Source organism: Collinsella sp. LCP21S3_A9 (assembly GCF_052118785.1).
GTDB lineage: Bacteria > Actinomycetota > Coriobacteriia > Coriobacteriales > Coriobacteriaceae > Collinsella.
The window spans coordinates 1-23250 of sequence record NZ_JBQKGN010000011.1 but is presented as its reverse complement, the minus strand read 5'-3'; the positions used below and the strand labels follow the sequence as shown (position 1 = coordinate 23250).

The 23250-nt window shown below is 60.4% G+C and carries 19 protein-coding genes; 15 read left to right on the top strand and 4 right to left on the bottom strand.

Annotated features, from left to right (window positions below; all coding sequences use genetic code 11):
* Positions 1 to 42: 42 nt before the first annotated feature.
* The 7 genes from rpmF to ffh all read left to right on the top strand — a co-directional run bounded on the left by rpmF (position 43) and on the right by ffh (position 8384).
* The gene (gene rpmF / locus ACTQ05_RS06035; protein ID WP_022094017.1) at positions 43 to 222 is read left to right on the top strand and encodes a 50S ribosomal protein L32; all 180 of its coding nucleotides are present in this window, start codon (positions 43 to 45) and stop codon (positions 220 to 222) included.
* Between the two features lie 88 nt (positions 223 to 310).
* Entirely contained in the window at positions 311 to 1327 is a 1017-nt protein-coding gene (gene plsX / locus ACTQ05_RS06030; RefSeq protein ID WP_441538336.1) for a phosphate acyltransferase PlsX, read from the top strand.
* 117 nt (positions 1328 to 1444) lie between these two features.
* Positions 1445 to 1687, top strand: a complete 243-nt coding sequence (locus tag ACTQ05_RS06025) for an acyl carrier protein (RefSeq protein WP_154515452.1) — start codon at positions 1445 to 1447, stop codon at positions 1685 to 1687.
* A gap of 3 nt (positions 1688 to 1690) precedes the next feature.
* Positions 1691 to 2416 carry a ribonuclease III gene (gene rnc / locus ACTQ05_RS06020; RefSeq protein WP_154515455.1) on the top strand — a complete coding sequence of 242 codons (726 nt, stop codon included), beginning with the start codon at positions 1691 to 1693 and terminating at the stop codon, positions 2414 to 2416.
* 10 nt (positions 2417 to 2426) lie between these two features.
* Positions 2427 to 5963: a chromosome segregation protein SMC gene (smc, locus tag ACTQ05_RS06015; protein ID WP_441538334.1), complete on the top strand. Its 3537-nt coding sequence runs from the start codon at positions 2427 to 2429 to the stop codon at positions 5961 to 5963.
* Positions 5963 to 6880 (top strand): signal recognition particle-docking protein FtsY, encoded by a 918-nt coding sequence (ftsY, locus tag ACTQ05_RS06010; RefSeq protein WP_271807278.1) that lies wholly within the window; start codon positions 5963 to 5965, stop codon positions 6878 to 6880. The genes smc and ftsY overlap by 1 nt, the downstream gene beginning before the upstream one ends.
* A 10-nt stretch (positions 6881 to 6890) precedes the next feature.
* The gene (gene ffh / locus ACTQ05_RS06005) at positions 6891 to 8384 is read left to right on the top strand and encodes a signal recognition particle protein (protein ID WP_441041149.1); all 1494 of its coding nucleotides are present in this window, start codon (positions 6891 to 6893) and stop codon (positions 8382 to 8384) included.
* Positions 8385 to 8500: 116 nt separating this feature from the next.
* On the opposite strand, the gene ACTQ05_RS06000 is transcribed toward ffh, so the two are convergent.
* Positions 8501 to 9259 carry a NifB/NifX family molybdenum-iron cluster-binding protein gene (locus ACTQ05_RS06000; protein ID WP_441538332.1) on the bottom strand — a complete coding sequence of 253 codons (759 nt, stop codon included), beginning with the start codon at positions 9257 to 9259 and terminating at the stop codon, positions 8501 to 8503.
* A gap of 216 nt (positions 9260 to 9475) precedes the next feature.
* Here ACTQ05_RS06000 and thyA point away from each other — a divergent pair, with 216 nt between their 5' ends.
* From thyA to ACTQ05_RS05980, 4 genes are all read left to right on the top strand, one after another.
* Positions 9476 to 10324 carry a thymidylate synthase gene (thyA, locus tag ACTQ05_RS05995; RefSeq protein WP_154515464.1) on the top strand — a complete coding sequence of 283 codons (849 nt, stop codon included), beginning with the start codon at positions 9476 to 9478 and terminating at the stop codon, positions 10322 to 10324.
* 9 nt (positions 10325 to 10333) lie between these two features.
* Entirely contained in the window at positions 10334 to 10852 is a 519-nt protein-coding gene (locus tag ACTQ05_RS05990; protein ID WP_441056725.1) for a dihydrofolate reductase, read from the top strand.
* Positions 10853 to 10961: 109 nt separating this feature from the next.
* Positions 10962 to 11876: a TrmH family RNA methyltransferase gene (locus tag ACTQ05_RS05985; protein WP_427719619.1), complete on the top strand. Its 915-nt coding sequence runs from the start codon at positions 10962 to 10964 to the stop codon at positions 11874 to 11876.
* 126 nt (positions 11877 to 12002) lie between these two features.
* Positions 12003 to 13352 carry an MATE family efflux transporter gene (locus ACTQ05_RS05980; RefSeq protein WP_441538329.1) on the top strand — a complete coding sequence of 450 codons (1350 nt, stop codon included), beginning with the start codon at positions 12003 to 12005 and terminating at the stop codon, positions 13350 to 13352.
* Between the two features lie 85 nt (positions 13353 to 13437).
* Here ACTQ05_RS05980 and ACTQ05_RS05975 read toward each other — a convergent pair whose 3' ends face one another.
* Positions 13438 to 13923, bottom strand: a complete 486-nt coding sequence (locus ACTQ05_RS05975; protein WP_154515476.1) for a cob(I)yrinic acid a,c-diamide adenosyltransferase — start codon at positions 13921 to 13923, stop codon at positions 13438 to 13440.
* Positions 13924 to 14015: 92 nt separating this feature from the next.
* Between ACTQ05_RS05975 and ftsH the strand changes: the two genes are divergently transcribed.
* Together ftsH and ACTQ05_RS05965 are read left to right on the top strand one after the other, a co-directional pair.
* Positions 14016 to 15908: an ATP-dependent zinc metalloprotease FtsH gene (gene ftsH / locus ACTQ05_RS05970; RefSeq protein WP_195838531.1), complete on the top strand. Its 1893-nt coding sequence runs from the start codon at positions 14016 to 14018 to the stop codon at positions 15906 to 15908.
* A gap of 76 nt (positions 15909 to 15984) precedes the next feature.
* Positions 15985 to 16437, top strand: a complete 453-nt coding sequence (locus ACTQ05_RS05965) for a DUF523 domain-containing protein (protein WP_441538327.1) — start codon at positions 15985 to 15987, stop codon at positions 16435 to 16437.
* Between the two features lie 128 nt (positions 16438 to 16565).
* Here the strand turns inward: ACTQ05_RS05965 and ACTQ05_RS05960 are convergent, their stop codons facing one another.
* Positions 16566 to 17654, bottom strand: coding sequence for an iron-containing alcohol dehydrogenase family protein (locus tag ACTQ05_RS05960; protein ID WP_441538325.1), 1089 nt, complete (start codon positions 17652 to 17654; stop codon positions 16566 to 16568).
* Between the two features lie 510 nt (positions 17655 to 18164).
* On the opposite strand from ACTQ05_RS05960, the gene ileS reads away from it, so the two are divergent.
* The gene (gene ileS / locus ACTQ05_RS05955) at positions 18165 to 20942 is read left to right on the top strand and encodes an isoleucine--tRNA ligase (RefSeq protein ID WP_441538367.1); all 2778 of its coding nucleotides are present in this window, start codon (positions 18165 to 18167) and stop codon (positions 20940 to 20942) included.
* Between the two features lie 228 nt (positions 20943 to 21170).
* Here ileS and ACTQ05_RS05950 read toward each other — a convergent pair whose 3' ends face one another.
* Positions 21171 to 22769, bottom strand: a complete 1599-nt coding sequence (locus ACTQ05_RS05950) for a DUF4368 domain-containing protein (protein WP_441538323.1) — start codon at positions 22767 to 22769, stop codon at positions 21171 to 21173.
* A gap of 95 nt (positions 22770 to 22864) precedes the next feature.
* On the opposite strand from ACTQ05_RS05950, the gene ACTQ05_RS05945 reads away from it, so the two are divergent.
* Positions 22865 to 23250 (top strand): helix-turn-helix domain-containing protein (locus tag ACTQ05_RS05945; RefSeq protein ID WP_441538321.1); only part of this gene is annotated, 386 nt, incomplete at its 3' end.

Sequence of the window (23250 nt, the reverse complement as noted above, 5' to 3'; positions counted from 1 at the left end):
GCGCGTAATCGCCACACTGGATAGTTCATAAGGAAGGTCACTATGCCCGTACCTAAACAAAAGCAGGGTCGTATCCGTACCCATACCCGTCGTTCCGCCAACATGAAGATCTCGGCTGCGGCTCAGTCCACGTGCCCCCGTTGCGGCGCTGTCAAGCTCCCGCACCACGTGTGCCCCAGCTGCGGTTTCTACAAGGACCGCGAGGTTATCGTTACCGAGTAACGGTATACTCTGGATACGATGCCGTTCCAACTGGAACCACAATGGCCGGCTCAATGAGTCGGCCATTTTTGTATAAGGAGCACTTGAAATGAGTAACGTTCGCGTTTGTGTAGACGTTGTGGGCGGAGACGAGAAGCCCCAAGTTGTCCTCGACGGTATTGAGGCCGCACTTGCCGCCGATCCCGATATCGAGGTCATTGCTGTTGGCCCCGCCGATATCGTCAACCCCTTTGCCGCGGCGCACGCGCGCGTGGAGGCTCTGGAGGCCCCCGATGTCATCGCCATGGACGACGATCCCATCCGCGCCGTGATGACCAAGCGTAAGTCTTCGATCGTGCTTGCCTGCCGTGCTATTAAGAAGGGCAACGCGGACGCGTTTTTCTCCGCGGGGTCGACCGGCGCCATGACGGCTGCCGCCACCGCCTACGTGACGCCGTTTAGATATTTGGTAGAGGGTAAGAAGCAGCCGGTGCGCCCATGCCTCACCAATGCGCTGCCCAACCGCGCCGGTGGCCTTACGGTACTGTGTGACATGGGGGCCAACCCCGATGTCGAGGTCGACGACATGGTTCGCTTTGCCCAGATGGGTGCAGCCTATGCTCGCGTGGTCCTGGGCATCGAACATCCGCGTGTGGGCCTGCTTGGCAACGGCACCGAGGACGAGAAGGGTTCTAACTTTACCAAGGCGTGCTTCCCGGCTATGAAAGCCGCGGTCCCCGGTTTTGTGGGCAACTGCGAGGGCACCGATCTTACGTCGGGCAATTTTGACGTTGTGGTCGCCGACGGCATGTCGGGCAATATTGCGCTCAAGGCAACCGAGGGCGCTGCCAAGTTTTTGCTGCAAGAGCTCAAGGGCGCCTTTATGTCTTCGCTCGGTACCAAGATCGCCGCGCTGCTCATCAAAAAGCAGCTGCGCCAGATGAAAGCCAAGCTCTCGGGCGATGCCAAGGGCGGCGCGATCCTGCTGGGCCTTCGCGGCGTCGTTTTGATTGGCCATGGCGCCACGTCGGCCGAAGCCGTTAAAAACGGTACGCTCGCCGCGGCTCAGGCCGTTCGAGCCGGGCTTATCGAAAGCATTGCCAATTCCATGGAAGGTATCGTTTAGCAAGAGCTCCGTTACGTGGCTCAAGCTATGCATCGTGGGGTAGAATCGGAGCCGTGCTGCAATGCGGCTTCCGCCCGCGCGACACATTGTATTCCACGACTTATGAGAGGATGCGCTATGGATCGCTCCGAAATCTTTGACAAGATCGCCGAGGTCGCTGCCGACGTGCTGGGCGTTGACGTTGCCGAGATCAGTGATGAGACAACTTTTGACGACCTCGATGCCAATTCGCTCGAGCGCCTGCAGCTGGTGACGGCCATCGAGGACGAGTTTGACCTCGAGATCGATGACGAGACCCTGTTGTCGCTCACCTCCGTTGCCGACGCCGTCGACGCTATCGAAAACGCCAGGGAGGCCTAGGTCTTGGCTTTATCTCAACGACTCACGCGCGCTCAGGAAATCCTGGGCCATGAGTTTAATAACAAGGTGCTGCTACGCGCGGCGCTCACCCACCCCTCGGCAGTAGAGGGGCAGCCGGTCTCTGCCAGCTATGAGCGGCTTGAGTTTTTGGGTGACTCCATTCTGGGCGCCGTGGTTGCCCGTTCGCTCTTTGAGTCTTATCCCGAGTTCGATGAAGGCAAGCTCACGCGTCTGAAGGTATCGCTTGTTTCGGGTGCCACGCTGTCCGAGGTTTCGCACGAGCTGGGCATCGACGACATCATCATCTTTGGCGCCTCCGAGACCGGTACCGGCGCGCGCGGCCTTAACTCGGCGCTCGAGAACGTCTATGAGTCGCTCGTGGGTGCGTTGTACCTCGATGCCGGCTGGGATGCGGCGGCGGAGTTCATCCACCGCACGCTTAAGCCCCATTTGGCCTCCGAGCGTGCCGAGCACCCCGCGAACCCCAAGTCGTTCTTGCAGGAGTGCGTGCAGGCAGACGGTCACGAGCCCCCGGCATACAAGCTGGTAGGCTCCGAGGGCCCGGCACATGCGCCCACCTTTACCGCCGTGGTGCTTGTCGACGGTATCCGTCAGGGCCGCGGCACCGGCGCCTCTAAGAAAGAGGCCGAGGGAGCCGCTGCACTCGAGGCGCTCGACCGCATGGGTTACACCACCAACGGTGTGATTCTCAACAAGAAGCCCGTTTAAGCGAGGAACCGTGTATCTCAAGTCCCTTACGCTCAAAGGGTTCAAGTCGTTTGCCGACCGCGCCCATATGACGTTTGAGCCGGGCCTGACCGTCATCGTCGGTCCTAACGGCTCGGGAAAATCGAATATCTCCGATTCGATTCTGTGGGTACTGGGTGAGCAGAGCGCCAAGCAGCTGCGCGGCCAGGCCATGGAGGACGTCATCTTCTCGGGCTCGTCGGCGCGCAAGCCGGTGGGCGTTGCCGAGGTCACGCTGGTGCTCGATAACTCGGACCATGTGCTGCCTGTCGACTTTGATGAGGTTGCCATCACCCGCCGCATGTATCGTTCGGGCGAGAGCGAATACCTCATCAATTCGAGTCCGTGCCGCCTGATGGATATCCAGGACATTTTGCACGATTCGGGCTTGGGTAAGGATACGCATTCCATTATCAGCCAGGGCAAGCTCGATGCCATTTTGCAGAGCCGTCCCGAGGAGCGCCGCGTCCTTATCGAGGAGGCTGCCGGCATTTCCAAGCACAAGCGCCGCAAGGAGCGTGCGCTCAAAAAGATTAAGTCGATGGACGAGCACCTTACTCGTGCGCGCGACATCAATAAGGAGATTGCCCGTCAGCTGCGACCGTTGGAGCGTCAGGTCGATCGCGCGCGCAAGTACAAAGAGCTGTCCTCGCGCGCGAACGAGCTTACGCAGATGCTGGCCGTTGACGAGCTTCGTTCGCTGCAGTCGCAGTGGAACGATCTGGAGAGCCGTTCCAAAGAGGGTGCCGCCGAGCTGGAGCTTGCGCAGTACCGCTTGGGCGAAAAGGAGCGCGAGCTCGAGAAACTCCAGGTGATGCTCGAGGAAAAGGGCCTGTTTGTGGGTGACTTGGGCGAGCAGCGCCGTCATATGCAAGATGTGGTCGGCCGTATTAACTCCGATATGCGCCTGCTCGAGGAAAAGGGCCACAATATGGTGTCGCGCCTGTCCGATATGCGCGGCCAGATTTCGAGCTCCGAGCATCAGCGTCGTCGCGTGGTCGAGGAGCTCGAGGATGCACGTGCCCAGCTTGAGGAAGTGACCGGTGCGCACATGCAGGCCCAGGACGACGTTGACGCCGCCGGCCCTGCCGCCGCCGAGCTCCACGAGCGCCGTGTTGCGCTCGACAATCAGATTTCGCAGCTTACGCGCGAGCAACGCGATGTGCAGCGCGTGGCCGACAAGGCTGCGCTCGAGCTTGCCAAGGTGAAAGACTCGTTGAGCAATGCCGAGGTCGAGGACAACATGTACGCCTCGCGCCTGGAGCAGATTGACGAGCAGCTCGAGGAGGTCACGGCCTCGCTCGAGAGCCGTCGCGACCGCGCCGAGGAGCTCGACGGCGCGCTCGATCAGGCTCGCCAAGCTCAGGCCGATGCGCGCCAGGCCACCGAGGTCGCCCGTGCGGCGTTGAAGGACTTGCGCGCCCGTGAGAGCGAGTCGCGCAACAAGTTGTCCGAGGTGCGCTCTGAGCTTGCGAGCCAAAAGAAGCTCGATGCCCGTATGGCCGACAGCTCGCCGTTGGTGAGCCGTCTGGTAGGGGCATTGGGCGATGACGTAACGGGCCGTCTGGGCGACGTGCTCGAGGCGCCGCGTGAGCTTGAGGGCCTGGTCGAGCAGCTTCTTGCCGGCGATATCGATGCCCTGTTGTTTGATGACGCCGCCACGCTTGAGCGTGCCGGTCGTGCGGCTTTGGACCAAAAGAAGGCCTCGGGCGAGGCACTGCTGGTGGCACGTGGTGTGAGCGGCTCTGCTGCTGCCGAGGGCGCTGCCGGTTCGCGTCTGGTTGATCGCCTGTCCGTGCGTGCCGGTTATGGCCCGATTGTCGAGGCACTGCTCGGCGGCTATTACGTGGTCGATGACTTGCCTTGTGCGCTGGCGGCACCAGTCGTTGACGGTGTGACCTATGTGACGCCCGATGGCGCTCGCGTGAGCTTTGGTGGCCTGGTGCGCGTGGGGCTCGATGCCGGCGAGGCCTCGGGTGCCCTGGAGCGGAAGCGCCGCATTCGCGAGCTCGAAGGCCTGGAGCCCGATTTGGCTGCCGTTTTTGAGCATGTGTCGAACCAGGTTATCGAGGCCAATGCGGCCGTCGAGGAGGCGCGTGCCGCCGAGGGTGATGCCGCCGGCGAGATCGCCCGTCTTGAGGGCGAGCGCCGCTCGCTGCTCTCCGAGATTGGCCGCCTGGAGCAAAGCGCCAACAACGCCGAGGTCGAGCGTGCGCGCATCTCCAGGCGCCGCGAGCAGGCGGCGGAGGCCGTGAACGCCGCGCGCCCGCGCGTTGACGAGCTCACCCGTTCGCGTGACGAGGCCCGTGCGCAGGCAAGCGACCTGGGTCTCCAGATTGCCGAAGCCAACGACGAGCTCGATCGCGTGCGCCGTGACGATTCCGAGGCAGCCGGTAAGCTCGCCGATGCCAAGGTACGCCTGGCCCAGACGGGCGAGCGCCTGCGTTCGCTGAAGGGCCGCGTGCCCGATCTGGAGCATCGCCTGGAGGGCATTGACCGCCGTATCCGCGGAACACGTCAGGCTTCGCGCTCGCTCGAGCTGCTGCGCCTGCGTGTCGATCCCATGCACGAGCGCTATTCGGCCCTGCTGGAGCGTGCATCTGATTGGGCTGCGCGCCTGCGTGACCAGGCCTCACTCGAGGAGGCAGACTCGGCTTCGCTCAAGAAAACCATCGAGGATGCCAAGGCCGAGGTCTCCCGCGCCAAGGAGCGGGTCGATGCCGCCACGGCGACACAAAACGAGTTCAAGGTCGCGCGCGGCAAGCTCGAGGTGCAGGTAGAGGCGGCCATCAAGGCCATTACCGCCGATGGCACCACGGTGCTTGAGGAAGCGCTCATGCTTCCTGCTCCCACCGATCGCGACGCCGCCGAGCGCGAGCTCAACCAGCTCGTGCGCCAGATCAACAACCTGGGCCCTGTGAACCAGGTTGCCATGGAGGAGTACGAGCAGCTCAAGCGCCGCGCCGATTACATCGAGGAGCAGCTGGCCGATCTGGAGAGCGCGCGCAAGGCGCTCACCAAGATTACCGTGGCCATCGACCGCAAGATGCGCAAAGCCTTCCTGGTGACCTTCGAGAAGGTCGATGCGAACTTCCGCGAGATCTTCGCCATGCTGTTCCCGGGTGGCCAGGCGCATCTGGAGATGACCGACCCTGAGCATCCGGCCGAGACGGGCATCGAGGTCGTGGCGCAGCCGCGCGGCAAGCGTATCACCAAGATGATGCTCATGTCGGGCGGCGAGAAGAGCCTGACGGCGCTCGCCCTGCTCTTTGCCGTGTATCGCACGCGTACGGTGCCGTTCTATGTGCTGGACGAGGTCGAGGCGGCGCTCGATGACGCCAACCTGTCCAAGCTCATCGGCGCGCTTGACGTGCTGCGTTCCGATACGCAGCTCTTGGTTATCTCGCATCAGCGCCGTACTATGGAGGACGCTGACGTCCTCTACGGCGTCTCGATGCAAGCTGACGGCGTCAGTCGCGTCGTCTCGCAAAAACTCGATCGCGAAACCGGAAAGGTCGTGAATGCATAATGGGATTCTTCGATGCTCTCTCGCGCGGACTTGAGCGCAGCCGCGAGGCCCTCAACGAGGTCTTTTACTTTGGCGGCGAGGTCGACGAGGATTTTTGGGAGGACCTAGAGGACACCCTCGTCATGGGTGACATGGGTGCCGAGGTCGCCATCCAGGTCTCCGACGACCTGCGCGATGCCGCGGCCAAGAAGAACCTCAAGACCGCCCCGCAACTCCGTCGGGCCCTGGCCGAGCAGCTCGAGCAGCATTTTGTACCCGTCGAGCGCGATCCGTTCGCCGACACGCCGAGCTGCGTGCTGTTTGTGGGCATCAACGGTGCCGGCAAGACCACTACGGTCGGCAAGATCGCGAGCGCCATGGCCGCCCGCGGCAAGAACGTCGTGATCGGCTCGGCCGATACCTTCCGCGCTGCCGCCATCGAACAGCTCGATGTGTGGGGCCAGCGCGCCGGCGTCCCCGTCATAAAGCGCGACCGCGGCTCAGACCCGGCAAGCGTTTGCTACGACGTGCTCGACGAGGCCGATAAGCGCGGCAGCGACCTGGTGCTCATCGACACCGCCGGTCGTCTTCACACGAGCCCCGAGCTCATGCGCGAGCTTGCCAAGGTGGTCAACGTGACGCGTAAGCGCGCCGCCAATATGGCCGCCGGCCCCATGCCCGTCTCGGTCGTCCTCGTGATCGATGCCGCGACGGGCCAAAACGGCCTGAACCAGGCGCTCGAGTTTAATGAGGCGCTGGGTCTGGACGGTATTATCATGACTAAGCTCGACGGCACGGCAAAGGGCGGTATCGCCATGGCCGTGGCCGAGAAGCTCAAGCTCCCAATTCTGCGCGTGGGCGTGGGCGAGCAGGTCGATGACCTGCAGGAGTTTAATGCCAAAGATTTCTGCCGCGCCCTGGTGGGCGAGTCCAACTAAGGAGTGACCAGTGTTTGATTCTCTGAGCGATCGCCTCAACGACACATTTGACCGCCTGCGCGGCAAGGGCAAGCTGACCGAGGCCGATATCACCTCGGCCATGCGCGACATTCGCATGGCGCTGCTCGAGGCCGACGTCAACTTTAAGGTCGTCAAGGAGTTTGTCGCCAAGACCAAGGAGCGCTGCATGACCGCCGAGGTCATGGAATCGCTGACTCCGGCGCAAAACGTCGTCAAGATCGTGCTCGACGAGCTCACCGAGATGCTCGGCTCCACCGAGAGCAAGCTCGTCTTTAGCAACCGCATTCCCAACGTCATTATGCTCGTGGGCCTGCAGGGCTCCGGTAAGACCACGGCGGCTGTAAAGCTGGCATACCTGCTCAAGAAGCAGGGCCGCTCGCCGCTGCTCGCCGCGTGCGACGTCTACCGTCCCGCCGCTGCCGACCAGCTGGCCACGCTTGGTGGAGAGATCGGCGTGCCGGTCTTCCGCGGTGACGGCGAGCACCCGGTCGATATTGCCAAGGGCGCCATCCAGGAGGCCGTCGACCACCTGCGCGATGTGGTCATCGTCGATACCGCCGGTCGTCTGCAGATCGACGAGCAGATGATGCAGGAGGCCGTGGACATCAAGAAGGCCGTCAAGCCCGATCAGGTGCTGATGGTCGTCGATGCCATGACCGGCCAGGATATCGTCAACGTTGTCTCGACCTTCGCCGAGCGCACCGACTTTGACGGCGTGATCATCTCCAAGCTCGACGGCGATGCCCGTGGCGGCGGCGCGCTTTCGGTGCGCCAGGTGACCGGCAAGCCCATCAAGTTCGTGAGCATGGGCGAGAAGCCCGATTCGCTGGAGCCGTTCTATCCCGATCGCATGGCCAAGCGCATCTTGGGCATGGGCGACGTCGTCGGCATTATCGAGAAAGCCCAGGAGGCAGCCGATGCCGAGCAGCTCGAGGCTGCCGAGCGCATGCTGCGCGAGGGCTTTACCATGAACGACATGCTCGACCAGATGAAGGCCGTCAAGAAGATGGGCGGTATGAAGGGCATTCTGGGCATGCTTCCCGGCGGCCAGCGCGCGCTCAACCAGATGGGCGGCAACCTTGATGAGGGCATCTTCGACAAGAACGAGGCCATCATCATGTCGATGACCAAGGAGGAGCGCCTGCGTCCTTCCATCATCAACGGCCAGCGTCGCGCCCGCATCGCCAAGGGTGCCGGCGTGACCCCCACCGAGGTCAACAGCCTTATGAAGCAGTGGGGCGAGATGAACAAGATGATGGGCCGCATGCGCTCGATGGCCAACCAGGCGCAAGCCGGCGGCAAGAAGGGCAAGAAGGGTAAAAAAGGCAAAAAGATGCGCATGCCCAATATTCCCGGTCTGGATGCCATGGGCCTGGGCAGCATGGGCGGCCTGGGTGGCCTGGGTGGCATGGGAACAGGTGGTCCCAAGTCCGATATGGACCTGCTGCGCCAGATGGAAGCGCAGATGCGTAATAAAAAGTAACGACTGGTTGAGTCGAGTATGGCGAAGGCCGCCTGGATGGTACTCCAGGCGGCCTTCGCCGTTCGTTCGCAGGTTTTCTCACGCGCGGAAGCGTGTTGACGTTGAGGTGCTTGCCACTAGTGGCAGCCACAGCCCTCGTGCCCTTCATGGTCGTGGTGGCCGTGGCAGCCGCAGGACTCGCCATGCTCGTGGGCGTGCTCGTGCCCGTGGCAGTCGCAGGTGGCCTCGCCGGTCTGCGCGAGCGTGCCGGCAATGAGGGCCTCGACGCAGGCGTCGCAGCTGCCCTGGGCGCCCGCATAGACCGTGATGCCTGCCTGGGTGAGCGCGTTGATGGCGCCGCCGCCGATACCGCCGCAGATGAGCGTATCGACGCCACCGTTGGCGAGCAGACCCGCTAGGGCGCCGTGACCAGTGCCGCCGGTGCCTACGACCTGCTCGTTGAGCACCTTGCCATCCTGGATGTCATAGATTTTGAACTGCTCGCTGCGGCCAAAGTGCATAAAGATGTTGCCGTTGTCGTACGTCGTTGCCACCCTCATGGTGCCGACCTCCTTTGCTGGCCATATGGCCGTCGTCGTAGGTGTAGGGGAGTATGCGATATTGCCGCCCTCGATACTAAGTGCTCGCCCGTTGACCAGCGCGTTTGCCACCTTGCGATGCGCGCGGCTGCAGATGGCCGCCACGGTGGCACGGGCGATGCCCATTTGCTGGGCGACGGCCTCCTGATTGAGGCCTTCCAGGTCGCAAAGCCGTAGGACTTCGAGCTCATCGACCGTCATGTCGATGGCGTCTCCGCTGGCAAGGCCGTCAGGGGTAAAGCCGCGATATTCGGGAATGATCCCAACACGGCGCAATTTTTCACGTCTTCCTGCCATACACTCTCCAAATCTGACATATGTCAACAATAGGATAGCGCGTATACGAAACCCTTCAAGCTATTTTTGGCATATGTCAAAAAAGCTAAAGGTGCAGCATTTGCGAATGCGGCGCCGTACTGCCGTGCATTGCGTGTGCCGCTCCAAGTGTGCAATTCGATGTTGCGCGCCTGGGCTACAATAAAAATCGCTTATAGGCGACTGACAGGAGGGTCAATGAGCAAAGCTGATCAACAGTTTGTAGCCATGTGCCGCGATATTCTGGACCATGGCACCACTACCGAGGGCCAAAAGGTTCGTCCGGTGTGGGAGGACGGCACCCCTGCCTATACCATTAAAAACTTTGGTGTCACGGCACGCTACGACCTGCGTGAGGAGTTTCCGGCGCTTACCCTGCGTCGTACGGCCCTCAAATCTGCCATGGACGAGATTCTATGGATCTATCAAAAGAAGTCCAATAACGTGCATGACCTCAACAGTCATATTTGGGATGAGTGGGCCGACGAGACCGGTTCCATCGGCAAGGCCTATGGGTATCAGATTGGGCAGAAGAGCCATTATGCCGAGGGTGACTTTGACCAGATGGACCGCGTGCTGTACGACCTTAAGCACACGCCGTACAGCCGCCGCATCATGACCAATACGTACGTGTTTAGCGACCTGTCCGAGATGCACCTGTATCCGTGCGCCTACAGCGTGACCTATAACGTCACGCAGCGCCCGCAGGACGATAAGCCAACACTCAACATGATTCTCAACCAGCGCAGCCAGGACATTTTGGCCGCGAACAACTGGAATGTGTGCCAGTACGCCATTTTGCTGATGATGGTCGCGCAGTCGGTCGATATGATCGCTGGCGAGTTGCTGCATGTGATCGCCGATGCCCATATTTACGACCGTCATGTCGATATCGTCCGCGAGCTTATCGAGCGTCCGCAGTTTGCGGCTCCTAAGGTAACGCTCAACCCCGATGTGCATGATTTCTACGCGTTTACGACTGATGATCTGATCGTTGAGGGCTATGAGCACGGCCCGCAGGTCAAGAACATCCCCATTGCGGTGTAGGTGACGCGCATGACGTGTAAGCTTTCTGCCATTGTCGCCGTGTGCGATGACTGGGGCATTGGGTGCGAGGGTGACATGGTCGTGTCCAACCGTGCCGACATGCGCCATTTTGTGGCGTGCACCAAAGGTTGCCCGGTCATTATGGGACGCAAGACCCTGCTGAGTTTTCCCGGCGGGCGTCCGCTCAAGAACCGTCGCAACATTGTGCTCACACGCGACGAGGGCTTTGCTCCCGAGGGCGTCGACGTGGTGCATAGTATCGATGAGGCGCTCGCCGCGGTTGCCGATGAGCCCGTTGCCTGGGTGATCGGTGGCGGCGAGGTGTATCGGCAATTTTTGCCGTACTGCGTGGAGGCCGAGGTCACGCATAACCATTGCGTACATGACGTGGATACGTACTTTCCCGACTTGGACGCCGATTCCGCGTGGGAAGTTGCGCGGCGCGACGGGGTTGCCACGATTGCCGCGGGCGAGGGCGACGAAGGCCTCGATTATGAGTTCGTGACATATCGTCGCGTTGATGCTTAAATCGTCTGGCGTGAACGGTATCACCGGGTTGATTGAATGCATGGGGCGGCGCTTAGCGTCGCCTCGTTTGGTATAGATGTGCTGTAAAGAAGGGTACGGGCTGGCTGCTATGACTGATGCCGTTGAGGTGCTGCGAATCGATTCCCTTAATGATGAGCGGCTCGACGCCTACGTGCGACTGACGGAGCGCGAGCTGCGCTGCGTGCTGGAGCCGCAAAAGGGCATCTTTATCGCCGAGAGCGCCAAGGTCATCGAGCGCGCGGTGCGTGCCGGATACGAGCCGGTGAGCTTTCTTTTGGGTGAGCGCTGGCTCGATCAGATGATGCCGCTGTTCGAGCGTCTGGTTGTACGCGAGGGCGCAGGTCCGGTTCCTGTGTTCGTGGCCTCCATGGAGCTCATGGAGCAGTTGACGGGCTTTAACGTGACGCGTGGTGCGCTCGCGGCGTTCCGTCGCCCGCGTCAGATTCCGGTTGATGAGTTCTTGGGCGGCGTCGTCGAGGTGGCGGGTGAGCGCCCGGTGCGCGTGTGCGTGCTCGAGGGTATTGTCGACCATACTAATGTGGGTGCGATTTTCCGCTCGGCGGCAGCGTTGAATGTCGATGGCATTTTGGTAAGCCCCACTTGCTGTGACCCGCTGTACCGCCGCTCGGCCCGCGTGAGCATGGGCACGGTGTTCCAGGTGCCCTGGACGCGCATTGGCAGCGAGGCGCGCGTATGGCCGCATGATGGGCTGGCGGCGCTGCACGATGCCGGCTTTTCGTGTGCCGCCATGGCATTGACGGATGATTCGGTGTCGTTGGACGATCCCGCGTTGCGGGAGATTGACCGGTTGGCGATCTTTATGGGCACCGAGGGCGCCGGCCTGGGCGCCAAGACCATCGCGGGCTGTGACCGGGCTGTGCGTATTCCGATGGCGCATGGGGTCGATTCGCTCAACGTGGCCGCGGCGAGTGCTGTCGCTTTTTGGCAGTTGTGTCCGCACGTGAGCAACGAGTATCACTACCAGCCGGGACTGTATCACTAGGCAGATATTTTGCACCGGGCTCTGATTCCGTGTGTTTCGGTTGACGCCGGTCGGTGCTAAGCTGGTGTCGGCTTTGGTCATAAAATTGACGTTTTGTTGTTTGACGTGCGCTGGTGGGGAGGGCGTGTGGCTAAGAAATCTACGGCTATCGATGTAACACAGGGTGTTATTTGGCAGCAGTTGCTTTCGCTGTGCGTTCCCATCTTTTTTAGTTCGTTTTTTCAGCAGGCCTACACGCTTATCGGTACCTATATCGTCGGTCAGTTTGGCGGCAAGCTCGCGTTGGGCGGCATCCAGGCCACGATGGTGCTCACGGAGCTCTGCATCGGTTTTTGCGTCGGTGTTGGCGCCGGCTGTGCTGTCATTACGGGTCAGTATTTTGGCCAGCACGATGATGAGCGACTGAGTCGTTCGGTCCATACGGCCATGTCGCTCGCTCTGGTGGGCGGTATCGTCGTCTCGATTCTGGGCATAGTGTTCGTTGAGCCCATGCTGGTGCTTATGAATACGCCGCATGAACTATTGGCCGAGGGTGTGGCCTATGCTCGTTGCTATTTTGCCGCTATGGTTGCGGCGCTGCTGCTCAATATGGGCACCGCGCTGTTGCGTGCCGTGGGCGACACGCGTGGCCCTGCCGTGATCATCGCTTCCGGCTGCCTCGTTAACGTGGTACTGGATATCATTTTTGTTGCCGTGCTGCATATGGAGGCTCTGGGCTGCGGCATCGCGGTGGCGCTGACCATTTGCTCCAACGCCACGATGATCGTGATTCGCATGATGCACGCACCGGGTGCGTGGCGGCTTTCACTGTCCAAACTCGGCATTGATCCTGGTATTTGCAAGAGCATGATCTCGTGTGGTCTGCCGCTTGGCTTTCAGTCTGCTGCGTATTCGATTTCCAACGTCTTGATTCAGGTGTCGGTCAACTCGTTTGGTGCCGATGTCACCACGGCCTGGGGTCTTTCGGGCCGCTTAGATGGCATTGTCTGGATGGTTACCGAGGCGCTTGGCGTGTCGATCACCACGTTTTCGGCACAGAACTTTGGCGCGCGCAACTACGAGCGCATGCGCAAGGGCTACCATACGTCGCTCGTGATGTCGTTTATGCTCATTGGTGGCCTGTCTGCCGTGCTGCTGGTGTTCTCGGGTCCTCTGTCGCGTCTGTTTGTCGACGATGCTTCGATCTCGGCCTACACCACGACCATCATCCATTTTATTGCGCCGTTCTATGCGATTTTCTCGATTATCGAAAACGCGTCGGGCTCCATTCGCGGTGCCGGCGTGAGCTTGCAGCCCATGATTCTCACGATTTTCGGCACCGTCGTGCTCAGGGTGATCTGGGTGTTTGCGATCATGCCTTTCGATCCGTCGCTTGAGCTCCTGCTGCTGGTTTACCCCGTAACCTGGCTCATCACGGCCGCGATGTTCACCATCTACCACCACAGCGGCAACTGGCTAGGCCGCGCTACTGCCTAATGATCCGTATGAGACAGAGGAAAACGGATCATTGCTCTCCGTGGTGATGTCGATGATTCGTTTTCCTCCGTCCCCTTTGGATCAATTAGTATTCGATGCCTTGACGGGCTAGGAGGCCTTCGTCGAAGTAGTGTTTGACGGGGCGCATTTCGGTTACGAGGTCGGCAAGGTCGGCGAGGGGCAGCAAGCCGCGGCCAGTGAGCACGAGCTCCGTGGTGGTTGGTTTCATCGCGATCAACGCTTCGACATCTTCGCGCGTCACAAAGCCCCGTCGCATGGCTTCTCCCAGCTCATCCAAGATCAGCACGTCGACTTGGCTAATCTGCTCGCGCGCCAGCTCCATGATCTGTGCGGCACAGGCTTCGGGCGTGTCGCGGTCGGCTTGTACGATGCAAAGCCCCAATCGAGGAGCTGCGTCATGTTCGGCGCAGTGCAGCTTCTTGGCAAACTGAAGCATGAGCACGTTAAGTCCATAGCCCGTGGCGCGCAGCGCGAGCCCCAGCGCAGCCGTCGTCTTGCCCTTGCCGTCGCCCGTATAGATTTGAACCTTGCCGACTTCCAGTGATGCCATCTCTGTCCTTTCGTGCCCGGTGTCGGTTTATCGCCGGCCGGGTTGGGTATTCTAGTTAGCATTATCAACCCCAGTAGATGGAGTTCAAGCAGATGGAGATGGATGACAACAAACGTAGACGGAATATGATCCTCTACGTGCTCATCGCCTTCGTCGTCTACCTCGTGCTCTCGACCGTTCTGTTCCCCAACATCGGTCACACGCAGCAGATTACGAAGACCGATTACTCGACGTTTGTCAAAGCGCTCGACAAGAAGAGCGTCGATAAGGTCGAGTACAACACGGACGATTACTCGATTTATTACACCAAGAAGGGCGAGGACGAGAACATCGCCTACAAGACGACCGGTGTGCCGAATGATGCGGGCTTTACCGATCGCGTGCTTGAATCTGGCGCCTCGCTTGAGTCGGTCGTTCCCGATAAGAACTCGGGTCTGATGACTTACTACCTGCTCACCCTCATTCTTCCCATGGCGATTTTCTTCCTGATCGGCTGGTGGCTCAACCGCCGCATGAAGAAGGCCATGGGTGATGACGGCCCGTCGATGAACTTTGGCGGCGGCGGTTTTGGCGGCGGTGGACTGGGCAAGTCCGGCGCGCGCGTGATTGCCTCCAAGGACGTGGGCGTGACCTTTAAGGATGTTGCTGGCCAGGAAGAGGCCAAGGAGTCCCTCAAGGAGGTCGTCGACTTTCTGGAGAAGCCGCAGCGCTACGAGGAGATTGGCGCCAAGCTGCCGCGCGGTGCCCTCCTTGTCGGTCCTCCGGGTACCGGTAAAACCCTGCTTGCCAAGGCTGTGGCCGGCGAGGCTGGCGTGCCGTTCTTTAGTATTTCGGGCTCTGAGTTTGTTGAGATGTTCGTCGGCCGCGGCGCCGCCAAGGTTCGCGATCTGTTTAAGCAAGCCAAGGAAAAGGCCCCGTGCATCGTCTTTATCGATGAGATCGATACCATCGGCAAGAAGCGTGACGGCGGCGGCTTTAGTGGTAACGACGAGCGCGAGCAGACGCTCAACCAGCTGCTGACCGAGATGGACGGCTTCGATAACCACAAGGGTATCGTCGTCCTCGCTGCCACCAACCGTCCCGACAGCCTTGACCCGGCCCTGTTGCGCCCCGGTCGTTTTGATCGCCGCATCCCCGTTGAGCTGCCCGACCTGACCGGCCGTAAGAACATTCTTGAGCTGCACGCCAAGAGCGTGAAGACGCAGCCGCCGATCGATCTGACCGCGATTGCCCGCGCCACGCCCGGTGCCTCGGGCGCCGACCTGGCCAACATTATCAACGAGGGCGCCCTGCGTGCCGTCCGCGAGGGTCGCAAGCGCGCCACGCAGGACGACTTTGAGGAGTCGGTGGAGGTCGTCATCGCCGGTCAGCAGCGCAAGTCCACGGTGCTGTCCGACCACGAGAAGCAGGTCGTTTCTTACCACGAGATCGGCCATGCCATCGTTGCCGCTCGCCAGAAGGGCTCTGCGCCGGTCACGAAGATCACCATCGTGCCGCGCACGAGCGGTGCTCTGGGCTACACCATGCAGGTCGAGGAGGACGAGCGCTTCCTGACCACGCGCCAGGAGATCCTGGACAAGCTCGCCGTCTATTGCGGTGGCCGTGCAGCCGAGGAGCTCATCTTTGGCGAGATGACGACCGGCGCCGCCAACGATATCGAGCAGGCCACCAAGCTCGCCCGTAACATGGTGACGCGCTTTGGTATGTCCGATGAGTTTGGCATGATGGCGCTCGGTACCGTGCAGAACGCGTACCTTAACCAGGATACGTCGCTCACCTGCGCCCCCGGTACGGCCGAGCGCGTGGACGCGATTGTCGCCAAGCTGATCGAGGATGCGCACGACCGCGCCCTGCAGATCCTGAAGGAGAACAAGTTTAAGCTCCACGAGCTGGCTCGTTATCTGTACAAGAAGGAGACGATCACGGGCGAGGAGTTTATGAATCTCCTCACGCGTGAGAATCCGCTGATGCCAAAGCAGCAGTAATACTAGTTGCGCAGTGTCAATCGCCCCATTTGAGTGTCCATCTCAAATGGGGCGTTTTGCTTGGGAAGGGTTGTATATGAAGATCGTGGTAAGTGCCTGCTTGATGGGCGAGAGCTGCAAGTATAACGGGCTCGATAATTACCATCGCGAGCTGGTCGAGGCTTGTGAGCGCACGGGAACCGAGGTGCTCCTCGTGTGCCCTGAGGTTTTTGGCGGCCTGCCCACACCGCGCAAGCCGTCCGAGATTGTGAACGGCGAAGTCCGTACCTACGAGGGCGCCTCGGTCGATCGCGAGTTTCGCCTGGGTGCCGAGCGCGCACTCGACATGTGCGAGCAGGCGGGTGGGCCGGAAGAGATCGCCGCGTGCGTCTTGCAGGACCGTAGTCCCTCGTGCGGTGCAGGTCGCGTCTACGATGGCACCTTTAGCGGCACGCTCACCGCGGGCAACGGTGTCTTCGTCGACCTGCTCCTGCACCACGGGTATCGCGTGATTCCCGCAAGTGAATTTGACCCGAGCATGTTGGAATAGCAAAAGAATGGGGTAGCCATCATTTGAATGGCTACCCCATTTGCTGTCGAGATAAACTATTTCACCAATTAGAAATGGCGTTTGCCCAGATAAAACCTGCCAAAATAAACCTGTCCCTTTTTGGTAGGTTAGGCGAGGAGCGTGTGGCCGTAGGCGTTGGCTGCCTTGATGGCGGCGGCGAACTTCTCGTCGGTGAAGGGCTCGGGGTTACCCTGCTTCCACTCGTTGGTGGCGTGCGCGTACTCGCACAGGGCAGGGATATCGGCCTCGGAAAGCCCGACCTGCTCAAGCGTCACGGGCAGGCCCATCTGCTTGTTAAAGGCCGCATAGCGCTCAAGGTTCTCGGTGTCGCCCGTGTAGGCGAACAACACGAGCACGCCCAGGCTTACGACCTCGCCGTGCAGGTAGGTGCCCTCACGCGGAATGCTGCAAGTGGCGTTGTAGAACGCGTGTGCCACGCTCGAGTTGTAGTAGTAATCGTTCTGGTTGGTCAGGTTCGAGACATATCCCGTGTTGACCACGATGTCGAGCGCGATCTGCTTGACGGCCTCGCTCGACAGGTCCTGGCGCACGTCCTCAAGACCCTGGACGCCATAGGTAAACAGCGGCTCGGAGCAGGTGTGGGCGAGTGCCAGGCCAAGACCGGCGGTGTGCTCCAAATTTCTGGCGCTCGTGGCGTACTCGACCTCGGGCTGCTTGGACAGGGCATCGCCTACGCCGGCCCAGAAGTACTCTGCCGGTGCCTCGGCGATGATCTTGGGGTTGATGAAGATGTGCGCGGGGCGGTTGGGGTACGAATAGCCCTCGAGCGAGCCGTCGTCGTTGTAGACAACGGCAATGGCGGTCGCGGCGGAGCAGTTGGAGCAAATCGTCGGCACGGTAAAGACGATCTTCTTGAGCTCGATGGCTGCGGTCTTCACGGTGTCGAGCGCCTTGCCACCGCCGCAGGCGATAAGCACGTCGGCTTCCTGGCAGGCGGGGGAGTTTACGACCTTGGCGATATTGGCGCGTGTGCTGTTGGTGCCGTAGACGCGCGTCTCCAGAACCTCGACGCCGGTGCCTGCCAGCGCGGCTTCGATGCCGGGAAGTGCTGCAGCCAGTGCTCGCTTGCCACCGATGATTGCGACCTTGGTCGCTCCGTATTCGGCCAGCGCGCCGGGCAGCTCGTCGAAGCAGTCCTCGCCGACGGTATAGTCGCTCATTCCGATCGTGCGCATAGCAACCTTCTTTCGTCCGATAAAGTGCTTTCAGGTATTTTGCTCCTAGAGAAGGCCCACATCCGCGAGAAATTTCGAACGTATAAAACCAGTGTTGAGGGTTTTTCGTCGGCGCGGAACGTGCTAGCATACTCCGCATAAGCGTTGATGGGGACGAGTAGTCGGCCGTCCGCATGCTACAGAGAGCGGGGAGCGCTGAGAACCCGTGCATGCGACCGATGAAAATCACCCCGGAGCTGCGGTCCCAACGGACGTGCCGCGCAGGCACGTCTTAGTAGATATCGCCGAGATGGTCGTCGATACAGGCCAGCCGAGTAACGGATGCGAGCGCGCGGCGACGCGGGCGAGGGCATCTAAGCTGGGTGGTTAAGCGAAGAGCTTTTACGGGCAGACTGCCTGTCTTGTGGCGCTTCGTCCCAGCTTGCAGGGACGGGCGCTTTTTTGGTGCCCAGAGGGCGTGCGCGCCCATGACAAGAAAGGGGTACCGTGGCAAACGAGTACAAGCAGACGATGAATCTGCCCAAGACCGGTTTTCCCATGCGTGCCGGTCTTTCCAAGTCCGAGCCCAAGCGACTCAAGGACTGGCAGGACAACAAGGTCTACGAGCAAGTTCTAAAGAAGAACAAGGGTCACAAGAAGTTCGTGCTGCACGACGGCCCTCCGTATGCCAACGGCCCGATCCACATCGGCCACGCCATGAACAAGATCTCTAAGGACATGATCAACCGTTACTGGATGATGCAGGGCTATGAGGTTCCCTATGTCCCCGGTTGGGACTGCCACGGTCAGCCGATTGAGCACAAGGTCGAGGAGAAGCTCGGCACCGAGAAGTTCAACCAGACCTCCACGGCTAAGATCCGCGAGCTTTGCAATAAGTTCGCTGTCGAGAACATCGAGCTGCAGAAGGCCGGCTTCCGTCGCCTGGGCGTGCTTGGCGACTGGGACAACCCGTATCTGACGCTCTATCACCAGCATGACGCCGCCGACATCGAGGTCTTCAAGGCCATGTTCGACAAGGGCATGATCTATCGCGGTCATAAGCCCGTCCACTGGTGCAAGCACTGTCACACCGCGCTGGCCGAGGCCGAGATCGAGTACTCCGACGAGACGAGCCCGTCCATCTTCGTGCGCTTTGAGATGACCACTAAGCCTGCCGGTCTCGAGAACTTCGACGGCCCGGTTGACTTCATCATCTGGACGACCACGCCGTGGACCATCCCCTCCGACCAGGCCGTTTCCCTTAAGCCCGGCGCCGCCTATGTTGCCGTTGAGCACGATGGCCGTGCCGAGGTTATGCTCGAGGACCTGGCTCCCAAGTGCTGTGAGGAGTTTGGCTGGGAGTACACCCCGGTCATGGTCGACGGTAAGCCCTATGTGGTTCCCGCTGAGACCTTCCACCACATCCACTACAAGCAGCCGATCTTTGACGGTGTCGAGGGCGTGGCACTGCTGGCCGATTACGTCGGCGTCGATGACGGTACCGGTATCGTCCACAACTCGCCCGGCCACGGCGTCGACGACTACTTCGCCTGCCTCAAGGAGGGCATCACCGATATCTGCATGCCGGTCGATGACGACGGTAAGTTCTACACCGGCGAGGAGTTTGGTACCGGTGGCCGCTTCAGCGGTATGGATACCGACGAGGCCAATCCGCACATCATCGAGTTCCTGCGCGAGCGCGGCACCCTGGTCCTCGAGAAGAAGATCACGCACAGCTATCCGCACTGCTGGCGCTGCAAGCACCCGGTGCTCTTCCGTGCTACCGACCAGTGGTTTGTCTCGATGGACAAGACCGGTTTGCGCGAGCAGGCTGGCAAAGAGATCCGCGAGAACGTCAAGTGGTATCCGGCCCACGCGGCCAACCGCATCGGTGCCATGGTCGAGCAGCGTCCCGACTGGTGCATCAGCCGTCAGCGCAACTGGGGCGTGCCTATCCCCAGCTACACCTGCGCCGACTGCGGCGAGAAGGTCATGAACGACGCCACGCTCGACGCCGTCATCAAGCTCTTCCACGAGAAGGGCTCCGACGCCTGGTTCACCGACGCTCCCGAGAGCTACCTGGGCGAGGCTTGCGTCTGCCCCAAGTGCGGCGGCCATCACCTCAAGGCCGATAAGGACATCCTCGACGTGTGGTGGGACTCCGGCGTGTCCTGGAAGGCCGTCTGCGAGTATCGCCCCGAGCTTGAGTACCCGGCGGATGTGTACCTCGAGGGCTCCGACCAGCACCGCGGCTGGTTCCAGAGCTCGTTGCTCACCTCGGTGGGTGCCAACGGCCACGCTCCGTACAAGGCGGTCGTCTCGCAGGGCTTCACGCTCGATGGCCAGGGCCGCAAGATGTCCAAGTCGCTCGGCAACGTCATCGACCCCAATAAGGTCTGCGACGAGATGGGCGCCGATATCATCCGCCTGTGGGTCGCCTCGGTCGATACCAGCTCCGACGTCTCCATCGACCACGAGATCCTTGCTCGTACGTCCGATGCCTACCGTCGTTTCCGCAACACGCTGCGCTTCCTGCTCTCCGAGCTCGAGGGTCAGTTTGAGCCCGAGACCGACGGCGTCGCCTTTGCCGACCTGCTGCCGCTCGACAAGCTCATGGTTGCCCGTCTGACCCAGGTCCAGGCCGAGGTCGACGACGCCTACGCCAGCTACGAGTTCCCGCGCGCCTACCGTGCGCTCTACGACTTTGTGGTTACCGAGCTTTCCAACGTGTACCTCGACGCCCTGAAGGACCGCCTGTACTGCGACAAGCCCGGCTCGCTCGAGCGCCGCAGCGCCCAGACCGTGCTGGCCGAGCTCTTCTCGATGCTCATGCGCGACCTGCAGCCGATCCTGTCCTACACGGTCGACGAGGCCATGGCCTATGCGCCCGCCGGCTGCGTCGATCACCAGAAGTACGCCGCGCTGCTCGATTGGTACAAGTCGCCCATCACGGTCGACGAGGCCAATGAGTTCGAGGGCGTGCTCGAGGCCTCGCTCGAGCTCCGTAGCGCTGTGACCAAGGCCCTTGAGGATGCCCGCTCCGCCGGCACCTTCACCAAGAGCCAGCAGGTCCGCGTCAAGGCGGTCGTTCCCGCCGAGATGTATGCGCTGCTGACCGGCGACAAGGCCGTCGATCTGGCCGAGTTCTACATCGTCTCCGATGTTGAGCTAACCCAGGGCGAGGAGCTTTCCGTCGCTATTGAGGCCGCCGAGGGCGAGTGCTGCGACCGTTGCTGGAACTATCGCACCACCGTCGGCGAGTACAACGGTCACGCGCATATCTGCAAGCGCTGCGCGAATGCCTTGTAGTTACGCGGTTTTACCAAACCGTGTAACAGGTTGACGCTGCAAACCCGCCAGAGCGGCAATCTGCCTTTCAGCTTCGGCGGCATGACCAGAAGGTCTATGCCGCCTTGCTTCAAGGCACCTTGCTCGCTCTGGCGGGTTTTCGCTCATATGACCCAATCCGCTGTCAAGAGCCACAATGGCCCCGCCGACCGCTTGCAATCGGTCGGCGGGGCCTGCCGTTTGCTGGGGTTAGATAGCGATACTTTTTACATCAACCATGTTACGGCGGTCATGGTTGACAACTTGCGTCGGCTCCTGCTCGGTATCAACCTGTCCGACAAAGCTATAATGGATTTCGATTTTCCGGGTGTTGGTTTCCCGGTCTAATTCATGTATCAAAATACGGTCGATAAACTCATGGACGTTTTCATAGGTCAATTCCTGTATGTCGCTGTATTTCCCGACAATCTGAATAAACCTTGATATATCCCTTTTTCGCTCGGTAACGGTTGCGATCTGCTGTTGTAACTCGTCTATCCTTGCGGCAAGGGATTTCTTTTCGTCCTCATAGCCGGAAGTTAGAAACACAAACCGTTCATCTGTCAGTCTGCCTAATGCGTTGTCCTCATACAGCTTGCGGAAAAGCGTGTCAAGTTCGGTCATACGCGCCTGTGCTTTGAAAAGTTCCTTTTGCTGCTGCGCTAATGCCTTTCTCGCTTCCATGTCGCCGTACTCGGTAGCTTTACAGATAAAGTCCTGTTCGTGTTCCTTAACATACCGCAAAACCCGCCGCATATCTTCCAGCACTAAATCAAGAAGTACGTTTTTGCGGATATAATGAGAGGTACACTCGCTGCCTGTCCTTGCCCTGTTGCGCCATGCGCCGCAAGAATAGGAAAACTTGCGCGGCTCGATATTTACGCCCTGTTGGTAATACATCTTATGTCTGCAACCAGCGCAAAACAGCAAGCCGGAAAAAATATCAATCTCCGGTGCTTTTGTCGGGCGGTGGCGGGTAGCAATCCGCTTTTGCGTAAGTTCAAAGGTTTCCTCGTCAACAAGCGGCTCATGGGTGTTTGGGAAGAAATAGCGTTGTTCTTCTTCGTTCTTCCGGGTCTTTTTCGACTTGTAGGATACCTTGTGAGTTTTCGCGGTTATGGTATGCCCTAAATATTCCTGCCTTGCTAATATGTCATAGAGCGTTTTGTCCGGCCAAGTATAGGGGGCGATCATTGCCCGCTGATACCGCGCCTGTCCTGTACGCTGATAGCGCAACGCTCCAATCGTCAAGACTTTGTTTTCCGCAAGCCATTTTTGGATTTCGCACATACGCACGCCGCTAACAAACATAGCGAAAACCTGTTTGACAATCGGCGCGGTTTCCGGGTCGGGTATAAGGTGGTGGCGGTTGTTCGGGTCTGGGATATAGCCGTATGGATATTCCCCGTTGACGCGCTCGCCTTTTTGCGCCTGTGCCTGTTTAACTGCGCGGATTTTCTTGCTTGTGTCGCGGGCGTAAAACTCGTTAAACCAGTTCCGCAAGGGGGTAAACTCGTTATCCTCCCGCGCTGTGTCAACTCCGTCGTTGATCGCGATATAGCGTACTCCGTTTTCGGGAAATACAATCTCTATGAGTTCGCCCGTTTTCAGATAGTTTCTGCCAAGACGGGAAAGGTCTTTGGTAATGACCGTCGCCACTCGTCCGGCTTCCACTTCCTGCAACATCGCTTGCAGCCCCTCGCGCTCAAAACTCACGCCGGAAAATCCGTCGTCCACAAAAAACTTGGCTCTTCGGTGGTTTCTGTGGGAGAGATTCCGGCATAGGCCCAGCTCAGCGGGCGAAAACAACGATCTGGAACTGAAACGGCCCCGGGAGGGGCCGTTTCCGCGTCATCCGCCTATGATTGCTAAGCCAAATTCAGACAACCGAAGAGGTGTGACGCATGAAGAGTCTACTACTTCTCGCCCTCGGTCTGGCCCGCACGGTCGTCCTGGGCGCGCGCATCGAGGCCGAGCGCATCGTCGTGAGCGTCCGGCCCTACAAGCGCGAGCAGCGCCGCTGCCCCGTATGCGGCAGGGCCTGCGACTTCTACGACATGGCGAACCGCGGGGCCCCCAGGCTGTGGAGGGCGATGGACCTGGCGCGCTCGGCCTGCTACCTGGAGTACGCGCCCTGCAGGGTGCGCTGCCCGGAGCACGGCGTGCGCACCGAGGCCGTCCCCTGGGCGCGGCACGGGGCGCGCTTCACGCGCGACTTCGAGGACTGGGTGGCGTGGCTGGCGGTCCGCTGCACCGCCTCGGCGGTCTCCGAGCTCGCCCGCGTCGAGTG

Excerpts from the sequence above, each read along its gene's own strand:
- rpmF (WP_022094017.1), top strand. The coding sequence starts at position 43 with ATGCCCGTACCTAAACAAAAGCAGGGTCGTATCCGTACCCATACCCGT.
- plsX (WP_441538336.1), top strand. The coding sequence starts at position 311 with ATGAGTAACGTTCGCGTTTGTGTAGACGTTGTGGGCGGAGACGAGAAG.
- ACTQ05_RS06025 (WP_154515452.1), top strand. The coding sequence starts at position 1,445 with ATGGATCGCTCCGAAATCTTTGACAAGATCGCCGAGGTCGCTGCCGAC.
- ftsY (WP_271807278.1), top strand. The coding sequence starts at position 5,963 with ATGGGATTCTTCGATGCTCTCTCGCGCGGACTTGAGCGCAGCCGCGAG.
- ACTQ05_RS06000 (WP_441538332.1), bottom strand. The coding sequence starts at position 9,259 with ATGGCAGGAAGACGTGAAAAATTGCGCCGTGTTGGGATCATTCCCGAA.
- thyA (WP_154515464.1), top strand. The coding sequence starts at position 9,476 with ATGAGCAAAGCTGATCAACAGTTTGTAGCCATGTGCCGCGATATTCTG.
- ACTQ05_RS05990 (WP_441056725.1), top strand. The coding sequence starts at position 10,334 with ATGACGTGTAAGCTTTCTGCCATTGTCGCCGTGTGCGATGACTGGGGC.
- ACTQ05_RS05985 (WP_427719619.1), top strand. The coding sequence starts at position 10,962 with ATGACTGATGCCGTTGAGGTGCTGCGAATCGATTCCCTTAATGATGAG.
- ACTQ05_RS05975 (WP_154515476.1), bottom strand. The coding sequence starts at position 13,923 with ATGGCATCACTGGAAGTCGGCAAGGTTCAAATCTATACGGGCGACGGC.
- ftsH (WP_195838531.1), top strand. The coding sequence starts at position 14,016 with ATGGAGATGGATGACAACAAACGTAGACGGAATATGATCCTCTACGTG.
- ACTQ05_RS05965 (WP_441538327.1), top strand. The coding sequence starts at position 15,985 with ATGAAGATCGTGGTAAGTGCCTGCTTGATGGGCGAGAGCTGCAAGTAT.
- ACTQ05_RS05960 (WP_441538325.1), bottom strand. The coding sequence starts at position 17,654 with ATGCGCACGATCGGAATGAGCGACTATACCGTCGGCGAGGACTGCTTC.
- ileS (WP_441538367.1), top strand. The coding sequence starts at position 18,165 with ATGAATCTGCCCAAGACCGGTTTTCCCATGCGTGCCGGTCTTTCCAAG.